General features: G+C 46.6%; 15 protein-coding genes. 9 read left to right on the top strand and 6 right to left on the bottom strand.

Annotated features, from left to right (window positions below; genetic code table 11):
* The first annotated feature begins 49 nt into the window (after positions 1-49).
* On the top strand, positions 50-1,063 hold the full coding sequence (locus SP68_RS12270) for a zinc-dependent alcohol dehydrogenase family protein (protein WP_040968534.1): 1,014 nt from the start codon (positions 50-52) through the stop codon (positions 1,061-1,063).
* 232 nt (positions 1,064-1,295) lie between these two features.
* Here the strand turns inward: SP68_RS12270 and SP68_RS12275 are convergent, their stop codons facing one another.
* The gene (locus SP68_RS12275; RefSeq protein ID WP_040968533.1) at positions 1,296-2,021 is read right to left on the bottom strand and encodes a type 1 glutamine amidotransferase; all 726 of its coding nucleotides are present in this window, start codon (positions 2,019-2,021) and stop codon (positions 1,296-1,298) included.
* A gap of 92 nt (positions 2,022-2,113) precedes the next feature.
* Here SP68_RS12275 and SP68_RS12280 point away from each other — a divergent pair, with 92 nt between their 5' ends.
* On the top strand, positions 2,114-2,914 hold the full coding sequence (locus SP68_RS12280; protein WP_171991887.1) for an AraC family transcriptional regulator: 801 nt from the start codon (positions 2,114-2,116) through the stop codon (positions 2,912-2,914).
* 461 nt (positions 2,915-3,375) lie between these two features.
* Here the strand turns inward: SP68_RS12280 and SP68_RS26425 are convergent, their stop codons facing one another.
* The 3 genes from SP68_RS26425 to SP68_RS12295 form a co-directional block, all read right to left on the bottom strand.
* A complete protein-coding gene (locus SP68_RS26425; RefSeq protein WP_022065952.1) occupies positions 3,376-4,275 on the bottom strand; it encodes a hypothetical protein in 900 nt (299 codons plus the stop codon).
* Positions 4,276-4,476: 201 nt separating this feature from the next.
* A complete protein-coding gene (locus SP68_RS12290; RefSeq protein ID WP_148665832.1) occupies positions 4,477-4,833 on the bottom strand; it encodes an ASCH domain-containing protein in 357 nt (118 codons plus the stop codon).
* Between the two features lie 252 nt (positions 4,834-5,085).
* Complete coding sequence (locus SP68_RS12295; RefSeq protein WP_022065950.1) at positions 5,086-6,021, bottom strand: LysR family transcriptional regulator; 936 nt, start codon at positions 6,019-6,021, stop codon at positions 5,086-5,088.
* 99 nt (positions 6,022-6,120) lie between these two features.
* Here SP68_RS12295 and SP68_RS12300 point away from each other — a divergent pair, with 99 nt between their 5' ends.
* From SP68_RS12300 to SP68_RS12325, 6 genes are all read left to right on the top strand, one after another.
* A complete protein-coding gene (locus SP68_RS12300; RefSeq protein WP_004151877.1) occupies positions 6,121-6,555 on the top strand; it encodes a DMT family transporter in 435 nt (144 codons plus the stop codon).
* Positions 6,556-6,564: 9 nt separating this feature from the next.
* The gene (locus SP68_RS12305) at positions 6,565-7,056 is read left to right on the top strand and encodes a DMT family transporter (RefSeq protein ID WP_022065949.1); all 492 of its coding nucleotides are present in this window, start codon (positions 6,565-6,567) and stop codon (positions 7,054-7,056) included.
* An 843-nt stretch (positions 7,057-7,899) separates the two neighbouring features.
* Positions 7,900-9,495 carry a carbohydrate porin gene (locus SP68_RS12310; protein ID WP_012541667.1) on the top strand — a complete coding sequence of 532 codons (1,596 nt, stop codon included), beginning with the start codon at positions 7,900-7,902 and terminating at the stop codon, positions 9,493-9,495.
* 270 nt (positions 9,496-9,765) lie between these two features.
* Complete coding sequence (locus SP68_RS12315; protein ID WP_040975925.1) at positions 9,766-11,634, top strand: beta-glucoside-specific PTS transporter subunit IIABC; 1,869 nt, start codon at positions 9,766-9,768, stop codon at positions 11,632-11,634.
* Between the two features lie 4 nt (positions 11,635-11,638).
* On the top strand, positions 11,639-13,099 hold the full coding sequence (locus tag SP68_RS12320) for a glycoside hydrolase family 1 protein (protein WP_040968532.1): 1,461 nt from the start codon (positions 11,639-11,641) through the stop codon (positions 13,097-13,099).
* A gap of 23 nt (positions 13,100-13,122) precedes the next feature.
* Positions 13,123-13,956, top strand: a complete 834-nt coding sequence (locus tag SP68_RS12325; RefSeq protein ID WP_012541670.1) for a PRD domain-containing protein — start codon at positions 13,123-13,125, stop codon at positions 13,954-13,956.
* 72 nt (positions 13,957-14,028) lie between these two features.
* Here the strand turns inward: SP68_RS12325 and SP68_RS12330 are convergent, their stop codons facing one another.
* Entirely contained in the window at positions 14,029-14,904 is an 876-nt protein-coding gene (locus tag SP68_RS12330; protein WP_040968531.1) for a LysR family transcriptional regulator, read from the bottom strand.
* 129 nt (positions 14,905-15,033) lie between these two features.
* Here SP68_RS12330 and gstA point away from each other — a divergent pair, with 129 nt between their 5' ends.
* Positions 15,034-15,648 (top strand): glutathione transferase GstA, encoded by a 615-nt coding sequence (gstA, locus tag SP68_RS12335; protein WP_040968530.1) that lies wholly within the window; start codon positions 15,034-15,036, stop codon positions 15,646-15,648.
* A 48-nt stretch (positions 15,649-15,696) separates the two neighbouring features.
* On the opposite strand, the gene SP68_RS12340 is transcribed toward gstA, so the two are convergent.
* Positions 15,697-16,011, bottom strand: a complete 315-nt coding sequence (locus tag SP68_RS12340) for a PTS sugar transporter subunit IIB (protein ID WP_040968529.1) — start codon at positions 16,009-16,011, stop codon at positions 15,697-15,699.
* Positions 16,012-16,125: the final 114 nt, after the last annotated feature.

Raw genomic sequence — 16,125 nt, forward strand, 5'->3', positions numbered from 1 at the left:
AAAAAAATTTTAAGGTAGCGACGTACTCAACAAAACCAAAGAGAGCAATATGCATAGCTATCGACTTGAGAGTTTCGGAAGTTTACAAGGACTGAAGTTAATTGAGGAACAGCGGCCAGTCCCCGGGCGTAATCAGGTTCTGATAAAGGTCCGCGCCTGTAGTCTTAATTATCGTGATCTGGCCATTCTGTACGGAACAGGCACATTAACCCCTAAAGCCGGGCTGATCCCTTTATCGGACGGGGCTGGTGAGGTCGTGGCTACAGGCGATTCTGTGAGCCTGTTTAAAAAGGGGGATCGGGTTGTGGGAACCTTCTTTCCTCACTGGTTTGGTGGAGCACGGGATGCCGCTGCAGGGAGAGGAACTTATGGCACTCAGGCCGATGGATGGTTAACCTCATACAAGGTGGTTGATGAAGAGTCTCTGGTTTCAGTACCTGATTACCTGAGCTGGGAACAGGCTGCCACTCTCCCTTGCGCAGCAGTTACAGCATGGAACAGCCTTCAACAGTCGCGGTCTGTATTACCGGGAGAGACTGTGCTTACCCAGGGCACCGGTGGAGTCTCACTGTTTGCGGTGCAGCTCGCCAAAATCATGGGGGCACGCGTTATTGCGTTAACGTCAAATGATGTAAAAGCACAGCTATTGTCGGCGCTTGGTGCCGATCATGTCATCAATTACCAACATTATCCTGAATGGTCAGTAAAAGTCCGGGAACTGACACAAGGCAGGGGGGTTGACCGTATTGTGGAAATTGGCGGGCCGGGAACCTTAAATCAGTCTTTACTCTCCGCAGCGCCGGGAGGGGAAATTGCTCTGCTGGGCTTTGTTGCACAGGGAAGTGCATCAGTCGATTTTATGACTTTGTTCAAAAGTGGCGCAACTGTAAGACCTTTCAGTGTTGGCAGCCGCGAGGATTTTATCGCTATGAATCGGGCGCTGGTAAAAAGTCAGCTTCAGCCGATTATAGACAGGGTATTCGAGTTTGAACATGCTGTTGAAGCATGGCGATATTTTGAAAGCCAGCAACATACTGGCAAAGTGGTCATCACGATGAATTGAAGCAGAAAGAGCCCTGGTGCCCACTAAAGGCCGGGGCTTATGCCATAAGAGCAGACAGGTTTGTTCGTCGATGATGATTTCCTGCAGTTAAACGCCTCACCTCGATATTGTCTGCGTTTTACGAACTTCCGTTTTTCACTCATAGCGGACCTTCAAATCAGTTAGTTTGTCCGCTCTGTGCCAGGAGCGGACATTAAAATCAAAACCGATGGCAAGCTCACCGAGCATGACATTATGCTTGCGCTGCTTTGTAACGTACTTCCAGCTTATCCAAAAAGCCAAAAAGTACTTGATTCATTTCACTGTAATCGTGCGCCCGGAGCGCTTCAGGCGTGTCAACGAAACGATATTCTGCTGCACGGCTCAGGTCTTTCTCAGAATGAGCGATCAACCGTTCTACAACGTCCAATGTGAGCTCCATGTGGCACTGGAAACCAAAGACGCGGTCTGAATAGGCAACGATCTGCCGCGGACAGCCTTCGCTGTAAGCAATAATTTTGGCCTCTGGCGTCAAACCTGGCATGTCGTTATGCCAGTGACCCACTGCCAGTGTTTCCCCAAAGTGAGAGAACATCTCATCCTTCCTGCCGTCTTCGGTCAATGTGATCGGGAATTTACCAATCTCTTTTTCCGGGCTATGAGAGAACGGCGCGCCCAGCGCTTCACCGATTAGCTGTGAACCCAGGCAGATACCGATCACCGCCTTACCGGTTTTAACCGCGGAAGCAATCAGCGCCTGTTCCGCTTTAGCATTAAAGTGCAGGCACGCTTCAAGCGTGGTGTCCGGATCTTGCGGACCGCCCATAACGATAAGAAAATCGATGCCTACGGCGTCAGCAGGTAGCCGATCGCCTGCATAGACGCGTGAGTAAGTTACATCATGACCCTGGTTTATTGCCCAGGTTTCATAGGCGCCCGGGGCTTCAAAACTTTCATGTACGATAAAGTGTACACGCATGAGGTTAAGCTCCTGTAATATCTTTGATGATCAAAATGATAAGTCACGCACCCATTGCCTAAGGCTCTACTCCGGGTGGTTCCAGTTTCGATATGATAATGGCAGGGGCTAAATCTGAAATGCCAGGTAGTATAGATAAAGCGCCAAGACATGATGAGGCCACAGGCTGGTCCAGTACTGCGATAAGCTATCAACGCGGCGAGGTAGATCCTCCCCATCATCATGTTGAGGGGCAGCTACTCTTCGCCACCAGAGGGGTTATGCTGGTGCAAACAGAGAGTGACCGTTGGGTGATCCCTCCTCAGCGAGCATTATGGCTACCGCCTTTGCATATCCATAGTTACCATCTGCTTTCACAAACTGATCTCAGGGCGATCTATTTCAGCAGTAGCCTTATCGCAGAATGTACGAGCTTTACGAAGAGTCAACAGGTGCATGTGATCACGGCTACGCCATTAGTCAAAGAGCTTATCGCTGGGCTGTTCAGTGAGGACTACGCCAGACCGAGTCAACGGAAGATAGCTTTGTTGCTTCTGGAAATTCTCAGCGAGGCTCCACCTTTAACGATGGCGCTTCCCATGCCGAATGATGAGCGATTATTTAGCGCGGCCAGATCGCTACTGGTCAATCAGCGCTGGGAGGCATCGCTGAGCGAGCTGGCTTTTATGTCGGCCATGTCGGAACGGACCTTTTCCCGCTTGTTTATGAAGGATACAGGCTTTAGTTTTAGAACATGGAAGCAGAGAGCCAGAATTTGCGCTTCGTTGGATCTTCTCGCGAACGGCGTTCCAATCAAACAGGTAGCTTACCAGCTTGGTTTCTCATGCCCGGCGGCCTTTACCGCTGCTTTTCGCTGCATTCTGGGGGCAACGCCACGCGATTTTGTGCCTTAAACCGGGAAACCCTCAAAGCGGTCTTTGAGACTGTCATGGGCATATTACCAGACGCAGAAACCCTGCGAGGGTAGGGGTATCCCGCCTTTGCTGTTGAGAAAGGTAGTTTAATTTGCACCCGACACACTCTCATTGATTAAAGCACGGAGTGGAGATTACTGCGGTCCACAGTTCTGACAAACCGTGAAAGAGAAGGCCTGCATGAAGAAAAAAGGTGTCGCGATGCGTGATGAAATTACCTTATGACAGACCTTGCGGTGATTTACGGCACCGGGTGGATTCCGGACGCTGTGAGCCAACTCATTGCTACGAAGCCTGATTCTGCTGTACCTCAGGCCATATGATAGCCTGCACAACAATCACATACCGTCCATTAATGCGTCCAGGGGAGTACTCCCGGGCCCTGGACGTCCCCTGTGTGCCAAAAGCGGAAGTAGGCTGAAGATAAATTAGCATTGCTGTTAGTCGTGGGTGCTGCAGATGGGTAGAAATTGATAACTTAGGATGCAAGTTCGTCCCGCTCTTTCTGCAGTTTTCATCGAGGGTATATTCTCCGGAATAATTGTGCCCATATACAAAGATAGTTCCGAATCGGAATGAGTTAATAATCGGTACAGCAGGCGTTGCGCTCGGGCCGACAATGATCGACCACGAAAAGCAGGAAGTATTACTTTGTCAGTAATACGATATCCTCTCAGAAAAGCGAGGTTTCCTTTCTGGCATATTAGCAACCCGGCGCGAACATCGTTTTCATAGATAATATATACTTCTCTCTCAGAAATATGGTCACACAACTCTTCGTCATCAACTGCTACCAAATTACTTGCAGACAGTTCACGAACTGTCTGCCATGTATGCTTATAGGCATCGCCCAGAGCCTGACAACACCAGTCAAAATCTTCGTATGTCGCCACTTGCAAAGTAAGAGATTTATCATTGAATTCAGGGGGTTCAGAAAAAGACGTGGCATATATATACTGGTCGGGAATACCCTGCGGGAAGGACTGGCCTGGCACAAGAATGCGGACATACTGAGCTCTGAGTTGTGACCATTCCTTACTAATGAGTTCTAATGCAGTATGATTTAGGTCAGAATCCATACCTACAATATCAATAAAAGGTTTGTTAATATTTCCGCCCTGATAACGGGGGCCAGTAAGAAATTGCTTTCCATCAATTTTTAGTTTTCGTTGTAAAAAATATTCCTGACATAATCCAGTTTCTCTCCAGGGAAATCGCGCCGAGAAACTTCTGTCTGTACACCTCGATTCCTGCTCTGACAACCATTGTTTTAACCATGAACGTAGAGTAACTTCAGGCACAGGTAGCCTGGCATATTGAGATAGCATGTAAGATAGCATAAAAATATTTTACCCTTGGATGTAAAAATGTTTTTTTAAACAAATCAGAATAGTTCTACTCTCATTTTATTACCAATTATAGCTGGCACGTCCGCTCCTTGCTCAATGCGGACCTTTAGCTCGACACCTTGTCCGCTCCGCGCCAGAAGCGAACAGTGTTATCAGTGGTCAGTGATAAAACGTCAACCCGTTGACCTTGTCTCACAGCACTTCAACCACTTCAAATTCTTCTGCGATCAACTCCATATCTTCAGAAAAATGACCTTCGCAGCTGAAAAATCTCTGATGCTCTCTCTTCCAGTATTCAAGGCTTAAATCGCCTTCACCTTCTTTGCGGGCGAACGCTTCTGTGACATCACAAAAACGAACCAGCTGCATCGAAATCAGTCTGATCACGCAAACTGGAACATTCTGGCCATCAAGAATAATGTGATAACTCCCTATCCTCGGAGCAGATTCTTCCTGCTGGTAAGAGGCAAAAGATCCGCAAGAGGCCGTTTTTATCCCTTTTTTGATCAGTTCCGCAAGCTCGTTAGCCAGCTCCGGACTGTCACCCATTTGCCAGGCGTCTGCGCCGGGATACTTCTTTTTTATTTCCTCAACCTCAACCATGAAAATCCCTTCGTTATCGTCAATGAAAAGAAATGGCATACCTTTTTTAACAAGAGCGGTCCCAACATTATCAGCGATATCTTTCTTTAGATAGTGTGGTCCGTTCTTCGCTCAAAACAGACCTTAAGGGCATTTAACGCGTTTGCTCTGTGCCAGAAACGTAAGTTAACTTCAAGACGAGCCATAAAGTCGCCTGTCTTATTCAGACTGCCAGTAAAGCGGTGAACCGAACGCGTCCAGGTAGTAATCGATAATCGCCCGCACGTTCAGTGGAGGGTGGCGGGCATTCGGATAGATTGCCGCGATGTGCTGTGGCTCCGTTTTTATGGATGTATCCAGTTCCGGCAGCAGTCCGACCAGCTCTCCGCTCTTCAGCCGGTCTCCAATCAGCCAGTCAGGAAACAGCACAATCCCCATCCCCCCAAGTGCGGCAATCAGCAGGGTTTCAGCATTATTCGATGACATCAGGGGCGAGACGGGATAGTGCACCCATTCCTCTCCGCGCCTGCGCAGCAGCCATTGGTTTGGTCCTGATGAACCGCGATAGACCAGGCATTTATGCCGCGCGAGCTCTTCGGGTGATCCCAGCATGCCGTGCCGGCGGATATAATCCGGTGACGCGGCAAGATGATAGAACTGCTGGCCAAACACGCGCGCATGAAAGGCGGAATCCGTCAGCACGCCAATCCGGAAAATCACGTCAGCCGGCTCCCGGTGCGGATCGATGTAATCATCCGTCAGCGTAAGCTCAATACTAAGCTTCGGATATCGCTCCGTCAGGCCGGGTAACGCGGGTGCGACATGGCGCTGTCCAAAGAACACCGGTGCGTTTATGCGGACCATTCCGGAAGGTTCAAGCGTTCTCTCATTGAGTTCCCGCCGCGCCTCTTCCATGCTGCCAGTCATCGCTCGCGCATAGCGGATAAAAAGATGGCCGCTTTCCGTCGGGATTATAGCCCGGGTATTGCGGTAAAAAAGCTGCTGCCCGAGCACATCCTCCATCTGATGGATGACGCGTGATACCTGAGAGGCCGATATCCCTTCCCGCCGGGCCACCACAGAGAAATTCTGCGTTTCATAAACGTCTATAAAAATCAGCAGGGCGCGAATACTGATGTTCCCAAGGCCATTCATTAATGCATATCCTGCACAGGTGTTTATCTCATTATGGCATTTTTCTCATCCATGTTAAGTCGTAATCTTCTCCGCCTGGACTTTGGGAGACAGATTGCTATGCAACTAATATTGATTTTTATCGTCATTGCCGGAGGCATGGGACTGTCCATAGAGGCAGGATTGCTCGGGCCACTGGGTGGGGAGGTCGGTGACCTCTGGGCTACCTTCAGCATATTTGGCGTGGGCGCGGCGCTGACCTTCCTGCTGATGCTTTTTTTCAGCCCGCGTAACAGCCCGTCATTCTTTGCGCAACCAGCGTGGCAGCTACTTGGCGGCGTGCTTGGGCCGATTTACGTCATCATCCTGACCGTGGTAACGCCGGCAATTGGCATCGCCATGACTATGATCGGCATCCTGGCAGGCCAGGTGTTCAAGAGCCTGATTATTGATCACTTCGGTCTGCTCGGTACGTCGCGCCGGAAAATTGACAGTAAGCGTATCATTGCGCTGATTTTCATCATTGCAGCGCTGGTTATGGTTGCACAGGGGTAAAGTAACATTATGACTATTATCATGATTCTGCTCGCCGTCGCCGGTGGCGCCATGCTGAGTATCCAGGCGGCTATCAATGGCCAGCTGGGCAGCAAGGTCGGCGTATTTAAAAGCGCGTTCCTGACATTTTCTGTCGGCGCCCTGGTGACGGGGCTGCTGATCTTCTTCTTCGAACCCAAACACTCCCTGACGTTGATGGACGTGCCTAAATGGCAGCTGCTGGGCGCAATGTTTGGCGTACCGTATATCGTCATTATGGTACTGGCCGTCCAGCGTATTGGCGCGGCAGTGGCTACGGTCGCTGTCATTTTTGGCCAGTTAACCATGAGCATGCTGATCGATAACTTCGGCTGGCTGGGCAATGCGTCGATTCCATTCTCGATGAGCCGAATCGGCGCCATTATCTGCCTGGGTATCGCGCTGTTCTTCATTTACTCCAGCAGCAGGTCAAAAGCCGCAATGGCGAAAACTCCCCGGCAGCAGGAGAACGCTAACACATAAGCCCGGCCAGTTCAGGTGTTCTCTCTGAAGAGTGCCAGAAATATCCTGACACTCTTCAGGTGTTACACAGCGGTGCCTTGGGCATATTACAGGGACAGAAACCCGGTGCGGGTAGGGTTTATCCCGCTTTTGCTGTTGAGAAACGTCGTTTAATTCGCATCCGGCAACGGTTGAAATTTGTAAGACATGTCACATTTTAAAAAAAATCCAAAGTAAGCTATTGTAAAACCCTCCTACAAAATATTTAAATACACGGGCAGAACGACAGGCGTGTAACTGGTAAAACAGGCAAGACCTGAGATGAGCGATGAATTTAGACCTATTCATTGCTCATCTCAGGTCTTTTTTTTTACTTCTGGGGTAGTAAATGGATTCCAAAAAACAGCGCAGAAAATACGTAAATTGAACAGCGGGGCAAGCAATTTTGAACATATTGAACATGGTTCTACCCGACGACAGCTTAGCTTAAATGAAGAAAAATGCTGCTCCGGATAATCCAAATAGCGTCAAGCTTACTTTTATCGGGCAGGGCAGTCATTTGGGTTCATTTGTAAAAACAGAACTGCTGTGACGAGACAAGCCAAGAGAAGTCTCCGTTCACGTTGCGAATCGGCACAGTTAAAGGAGTGACAACAAGCAAATAATTTTTATGAAAACAATTTTTCATTTCAGAATTCAATATTAATGTTAAGCATCGATCCATTTCGCTGGAGTCAAATAGCTATGAAATGATCAGGCTAAATAGGCTTGCTTACTATATATATTTCTACCCTGGGAAGGTGAAGTATGATTTTATTTTAATATACGCTTTACCCCTGTAATCTACATGAGAATATTTAAAATATGAACAAGACTATTCTATTTTGCCTTATCTCTGCCATGTTCAGCAATGCTTATGGACAGAGTTTAACAGTGGAAGAGAGACTGGCTTTGCTTGAAAAACAACTCCAGGAAAACACTGCAGAATTAAAAAGCACAAAAGCAGAATTAACCAGGTATAAGCAAGCTGATAAAACAAACAGAAATCCGGTCAGTTCAGCAGATGAAAAAAATCAACCAACAACAAATTCTGCCACTTCAACTATTGCAGCAACATCGAGTACTAGCAACAAAACAGGCAATAGTGCCACAACTAAAGTTAATAATGATCTTACATTGAAAGAAATTAGTGACTTTGTTAAAAACGATATTGGGTTTTCGTACAATGGCTATTTCCGTTCTGGTTGGGGAACGGCTAATCATGGATCGCCAAAAGAGTATGCTATTGGATCTCTTGGCCGTTTCGGCAATGAATATACCTCATGGTTCGATCTTCAACTCAAGCAGAAAGTGTACGACCAGGATGGTAAAACTGCACATGCTGTCGTTATGCTGGATGGCAATGTGGGTGAGCAATACAACAATGCAGTCTTTGATAAAGATACAGAGAGTAACTTACAATTTTCTGATATCTATCTCACGACGAAGGGATTTCTTAATTTTGCCCCTGAAGCTGATTTTTGGGTAGGTAAGCACTATCTGCCTAAGTATGAGATACAGATGCTTGACTGGAAAAGCGTCAGAACAGAAAGCGGAGCAGGGCTCGGTATAGAAAACTGGAAAATGGGTCCAGGCAAATTTAACGTTGCTGTAGTGCGGCAGGACCTGAACGCGCGCGCTCTTGATTATGATACATCAGGAAATTCATTACAGATCAATACGAATGCGCTTGATATACGTTATCGTGAAATTCCATTATGGGATAAGGCAACATTAGAACTTGATGGGCGCTATAACATGGCAAACAAATCAGACGTCGTGAAGTCAGGGGAGGCAGATGGTCAGTATTATCATGTAAAAGATGCCTGGCTGGTAGGTGCGATTTTAAGGCAGAAGTTTGACGCAGGGGGTTATGACGAATTAACCCTGCAAGCTGCCAATAATTCTATTGCCAGTTCTTTTGCAAAAATTTCTGGAGCAAACCCAACATTTGGGAGTGGTGATAACTATTATGGAAATCACACAAATGGCAAGGCATTCAGAATAATTTCTCAAGGGGAATTTTACCCCACGGAAAACACTATTGTTGCACACGCACTAGTTTATTCAAATGGTAATGATATATTTAGCTATGATACTGGTGCTCATACAGATTTTGAAAGTTATCGAAGTGTCATCCGTCCCGCTTATATCTGGGATAAATTCAACCAGACCGGGGTAGAACTCGGATGGTTTAGACAGGATAACAAAACTCAAGAGCAGACATATAGTGAATCCGGTTACAAAACAACATTGTATCATGCGCTTAAAGTTAATACATCAATTCTAACTTCAAGGCCAGAAATTCGGTTCTATACAACGTATATCCGGGCAAACCAAAACGAGATATCGAATTATACATTCAACGATAATAAAAAAGATCAATTATCTATTGGCGCTCAGGCTGAGGTGTGGTGGTAACTATCGGTTAATATAAAGGAAATATAATACAGGGAGAAAATACTCCTGGGAGGGTTTTTATATCGTGGTCATTTACGAGGATTATTATGTGATAACTGTCACATTTTGACGAAAGATGGGTTAATTTTATTGCCTGTAACTATGTATATAGTATATTGTTGGCAAATATGTAGTACAGGCGTGTAACTGGTAATGCAGGCAAGACCTGAAATTCTCCCCCTCATTTGGGGTGAGAATTTCAGGTCTTTTTTTTTGCTCATGAGGCAACTTATGGATCATCTAAATACTGGGCGTACAATTCTCAAATTAGTCGGCGGAGCAGGCAACATCGAACACATTGAACATTGCTCAACCAGATTACGCTTAAGCTTGTATGACAATGCTAAAGTTGAAGTGTCTGACCTCAAAAAATTACCTGAGGTAATGGGTGTCGTGACAAATGTGCAGTGTCAGATAGTCATTGGCAAAGACGTTGTTAAAGTGTTTGATGCGATTAGATCGTTAATGGCTAATGATGCTGACGCGAAACAGAAACCAGTAACAAAGAAAAAATGGAATGCATGGTTGATTGATTTTGTTATCAGTATCTTTCAACCACTCATACCTGCAATTGCAGGTGGCGGCGTGCTGAAATCCATTTTAATTATTTTGAATATGTCTGGATGGCTGACTAAAGACAGTTCGACATATCAAATTTTGGACTGCATCGGAACCGCGCCTATTTATTTTTTACCCTTACTTATCGCCATCACGACTGCGAATAAGCTTAAAGTTAATCCATTAGTTGCATTGACTGCTGTCTCAGTCTTGTTGTTGCCCACATTTACTACCCTGGCAAAACAAGGTGCAACGTTAATGACTTTCGATATTACGAACGTCTCCTATGCAGCGCAGGTGTTTCCCGCAATTCTTTGTGTTCTTTTTTATGCACAAACGGAATCTCTTTTTAATCGTTATACGCCTAATGCATTACGTGGTTTCTTATCGCCCATGTTATCGCTGGTTACGACGGTCCCCGTCACATTGCTTATCCTTGGACCATTAGGTTTTGAAATGGGTTCTCTGTTAACGCATCTGATCCTTTGGATGCATGGCAAATTTGGATTCATCGCAACAGGCTTACTTGCTGGCGGACTGCCATTTATTGTAGCGGCCGGTATGCATAAACCTTTCCTCCCTTATGCCATAATGTCAATGGGGCAAACGGGTAAAGAATCTTTGTATAACCCAGCTTCCTTAGCTCACAATATCGCTGAAGCAGGAGCCTGCCTTGCCGTTTCGCTAAAAAGCAAAGATAAAATGTTTAAAGGGACTGCTCTTTCCTCTGGAATATCAGCGCTGTTTGGCATTACTGAACCTGCACTTTACGGTATTACTTTACTGCATAGGCCAGTACTGATCTCCGTGATGCTGGGGGCAATGGTCGGTGGCTCCTTCATGGGATTTATGATGGTCTCAGCTTATGCAATTGTAGCGCCGAGCCTTGCCAGTATCTCAATTTTTGCGTCACCGGATAATCCAACCAGTTTGATATATGCAATCATCGGCGCACTTGTTTCATTCTGCCTGGCATTTTTATCAACATTATTCTTCTGGAAAGAAAAAACAGCAACGCCCCATCCAGAGGAGGAGATGCCCAAATTTGAGAAGACTGAAGTCACTGCTAATCCAGTCTTAATGAATGACTTTACCTTTACCAGTCCGGTTGAAGGGAAAGTCATCCCCCTGACAGAGGTCAACGACGATGTATTTTCTTCAAAAATCATGGGGGATGGTATCGCTATCGTTCCAACTGTGGGAGCACTCTATGCACCTGCCGATGGCGTTATTGAGCATGTGTTCGAAAGTGGCCATGCAGCCAGCATGATGACTACCCATGGAGTAGAGGTTATCTTTCATATAGGAATTGATACGATACAAATGAACGGTCAAGGCTTTCACCCGAAAATTACAGATGGCCAACACGTTAAAGCGGGTGAACTATTAATCGAATTTGATATTGATGAAATAACTAAAGCGGGTTATGACCCAGTTGTAATAATGGTTATTACCAATAGCGATCGTTTTATGATGAAGCCGTCGAACGATCATACCAATACACTCCAGCAGTTTAATATTTTTTCATTAAAAGAGGCTTAATATTATGTCGAAATCTATTCTTCCCAAGAATTTTTTATGGGGTGCAGCCATTGCAGCCAATCAGGCAGAGGGTGCATGGAACATTGACGGCAAAGGGCCTTCTGTTGCAGATGCAGTTGCCTATAAGGCGCATCTGAGCACGAGCGATTATGCCGGCCATATGGCCGTATCTGATCAAAACGTGAGTGATGCGCTTGAGGGGAAGAATGATCAAAATTACCCTAAACGCAGAGGCATCGATTTTTATCATCGTTACAAAGAAGACTTAGCGCTTTTTGCCGAAATGGGTATAAAAGTCCTGCGCGTATCAATCGCGTGGTCACGAATCTTCCCAACAGGTGAAGATGAGCAACCGAATGAAAAAGGATTACAGTTCTATGAAAATATGTTCACTGAAATGCGCAGACTTGGCATTGAACCATTGGTTACGCTCTCACATTATGAAATGCCATTAGCATTGAGTGAGAAATATAATGGCTGGGTCCACCGAAATGTTGTTGATGCGTTTGTACGCTATTCAAATGTGTGCTTTGACCGTTACAAGAATTTGGTACGTTACTGGTTGACATTCAACGAAATTGATAGCATTCATCGGCATCCTTTTACGACAGCGGGTGTCCGCGAAGAGAAAAGTCTACCGGGAGAAAGCACGCAGGATATTTATCAGGCGTTGCATCATCAGTTTGTTGCTTCGGCCTTAGCGACAAGAGACTGCCACGAAAAGATACCTGGCAGCCAGGTCGGATGTATGCTTACTAAGTTAACAACGTACCCACTGACCTGTCATCCTGCTGACGTGGAAGCCACTCTGAAAAAAAATCTCGAAAACTATTTTTATTCAGATGTTCAGATTAAAGGCGAATATCCACCATTAATTAAGCGGGACCTGGAGCTGCGGAATATCAAGATAAAAATGCAGCCGGATGATTTGGAAACGTTACGTCGCTATACTGTAGATTTCCTTTCATTCAGTTATTATATGTCCATCACGGAATCTGTTCAGTCCGATGCAGAGCGCACGGCAGGAAATACTATCATGGGTGTAAAAAACCCTCATCTACCGGCTTCTGAATGGGGATGGCAAATAGATCCTGTAGGGCTTAAAATTTCGCTACTGGAGCTTTACGATCGATATCAAATCCCTTTATTTATTGTTGAAAACGGGTTTGGGGCAAAAGATACAGTGGTTGATGGGAAGATTCATGACGATTACCGTATTAATTATTTCCGTGCGCATTTTGAGCAGATGATTGAAGCTGTCAAAGAAGGTGTCGATTTAATAGGGTATACGAGTTGGGGAACAATTGATATTATTAGTGCTGGCACGTCGCAAATGACCAAACGCTATGGTTTTATTTATGTAGATCAAGATGACGAGGGGAACGGTTCTTTGAATCGGTTACGCAAAGACTCCTTCTATTGGTATCGCAAGGTTATAGCGACGAACGGGACTGATTTAAGTTAATCATTGCTACCGCGGGAACTGAGATGAAAGTTAAAAAGTCCTTAAATAACAGCATGCTGCTTGCTGAGAATGACGGAAAAGAGATGATACTCTTTGGCAAAGGTATCGGTTTTAACACCAAGCCAGGGACAATTATCGACTTGCAAAGTGTCGAACAGGTCTTTATGCCTTTGGATACCCTCAAGTCGCGACATTATCTGTCACTAACGGACACAATTCCCGCGGATTTCTTTGAGATCACTCATGAAATTGTTAAGATGGCTCAAGCTCATTACAGCGAAAAGCTTAATTCAGTTTTACTATTCACCCTCGCGGAACACTTGCATTTTGCTGTTGAACGCTGTAAGACAAATACGAACATTGCGAATAAACTGACCTGGGAAATAAAGCGTTACTATCAGAAAGAGTATAGCATTGGCGAGCTGGCAAGAGATTTGGTATCAGCTAAGTTTGCGGTGAGTCTTCCTGATGACGAGGCTGTACACATTGCTTTTCATATTATCAATGCAACTTTTCAATTTGATGAGACTAACGCACATAAGCAAGTAGAGTTAGTTAACAGAATTGCTGAAATTGTTCGTTATAAACTCAATCAAAATATTGATGTGAATTCAATTCACTATGCCAGATTTATTACGCATTTAAGATATTTCGCTGAAAGGGTATTAAATAATAGCCTTGCAACAGAAGAAACTGACGACTTCTATAATGAGTTAATTCGTTTCCATCCAAAAGCGATGGTGGTTGCTGAGGTGATTCGTGACTTTATAAAAAGCAATTACGCCATTGCTATTCCTAATGATGAACTTACCTGGTTAGGTATACATATCAGTAAACTCAGTAAATATTCAAAGTGAAATTTTAGTTTGGGAACAGGAGATAGGTCAGAGATTGATGCCATGGCGATAAGATGATTCACGCTTGAGCGCTCATCTTCGTTTACGTAGCGCATTAAGCAGCGCCTGTGTGGCATCAGAAGACGTTCCGGATGGCGAACAAACCAGTCCAAACTCACGATGAATAGCCGGCGTCACTGGCACCACGCACAGGTTGCGTAAGGTCTCCGGCAGGGCGGATTCCGGTACCAGCGCGACGCCCATCTCTTCGCCGACCAGTTTACAGGCGCTTATCCAGTCGCGAACCGTCACGCGGATATCAGAGAGTTGCAACCCGGCCTTTTCCATCAGGCTTTTGCCATTCACGACACAGCCGCCCGTCGCCAGAATAAAGGGCTGGTCCGCCAGCGCCTTTAGCGTTATGCCATCAGCTTTCGCATGCTGTGCCAACCGATGGCTGGCGGGCAGGACCGCGACCCATGCATCCTGTCCTAGTACCACCTCTGCACGTCCGGGAACGGGATTCATGACCACCCCAAGTTCAACGGTGTCTGCGGCAAGCCACGCTTCGACTTCTTCGTCAGAGCCTTCCAGCACAACAACGTCAATACCCGGATGCAGGCGCTTAACGTCGCGCAGCAGGCCGGGCAACAAGGTAGACGTTACGGAGGGAAAACTGGCCAGCCGAATGCGCCCGCGGGTGACGTTCCGGCCCCGATCAGCCAGTTCGCGGATGGCGTTCAGCTGCGAAAGCATGTTTCTGGCATGTTCCACCACCTGCTCACCCAGGGCGGTAATCCCGATGTATCGTCGCTCACGGGTAAATACCGGAAAGCCCAGAGAAGCCTCCAGCTGGGCAATGGCCTGGCTGGCGCCGGACTGGGTCATGCCTATCTCCTCGGCAGCACGTGAGATATTGCCGGCATCCGCCACGGCTACCAGCAGGCGCCAGTGTAAAAGATTCATCATGATTATCAGTAGCTCAGCTAATAGTTCTTTTCTATATCATTAATTTTACAGTGCGATCGGCGTTAAATACAGTGTGCTGAGGATCGTGCAGGACGTTGTCCGACGGCTTTACACATTAACGGAGACGAGATGAAACTTTATTACGCGCCAGATACCTGTTCATTATCACCGCACATCGTGCTGCGCGAGCTGAACCTTGAATTTGAACTGGTGAGAGTCAACAACAGAAGCAAGATCACCGCTGATGGTCGCGACTTCCTCACCATTAACCCGAAAGGGTATGTTGCTGCGCTTGAGCTGGATGATGGGCAGATCCTCACCGAAGGGCCGGCGATGGTGCAGTACCTCGCCGATCGTAAACCCGAATACGGCCTGGCGCCACGCGCGGGCAGTTGGGAAAGGGTGCGCCTGCAGGAATGGCTTAACTTTATCACCAGTGAAATACACGCGGGTTCGGCGCCGATGTTTAACTCCGCGCTGGCGGAAGATGTCAAAACGATTTTTCGAGACAAGCTATTCCGACGCTTCGATTTTCTGCAGACGACGCTCAGCGAAAAAACCTATCTGACTGGCCCGTCCTTTAGCGTGGCGGATGCCTACCTCTTCACGGTGCTGGGATGGTGCAAATTCTTCGCGATCCCACTGGATCGCTGGCCAGCGCTATCGTCGTATATGGAAATAATAAATGCCCGTCCTGCTGTACAGGCGGCATTACGGGCTGAAGCGTCTCAACAGGGCAGGTAGAAGGCGACATGAGTAGAGAAGGCCGCACAAGAGAGGCGGCCTTTGGCGTCAGATTGCCAGTTCAGGCATCTGCGCCATCACAAACGCGAAAACTTTTTCCGCGTCGAGTGAGGCATAGGGCAGACTTTCAATCACCGCAATAGAAAGAGCGTCGCCAACAATCCCTCTTATCTCCGCGACCTTATACTGAATATGCGGCGCAATGAGAAATCCGTCGAAAGCGGGCGCCACGCTGGCAAAATTTTCCAGGCCCACTGCGCTGACAATGAGAGGATGGCCCTTTTTTTCCGCCAGTAACTGTATCTTTTTGGCGAGAGAATTGGCAGTGTTGCCAAACAAACAACATATCAGAAGCTTTTTCATGGTTTTACCTCCTGAGAATTAGTCACAGGATATGACTCGCCATGCGCATAAAATGAGCGCCACCTCATAATTGCGTGAAGAATTCATCATGATGATGCTGACCTTTCTGGCAAA

Origin of the sequence: Klebsiella variicola (assembly GCF_000828055.2) — a bacterium.
GTDB lineage: Bacteria > Pseudomonadota > Gammaproteobacteria > Enterobacterales > Enterobacteriaceae > Klebsiella > Klebsiella variicola.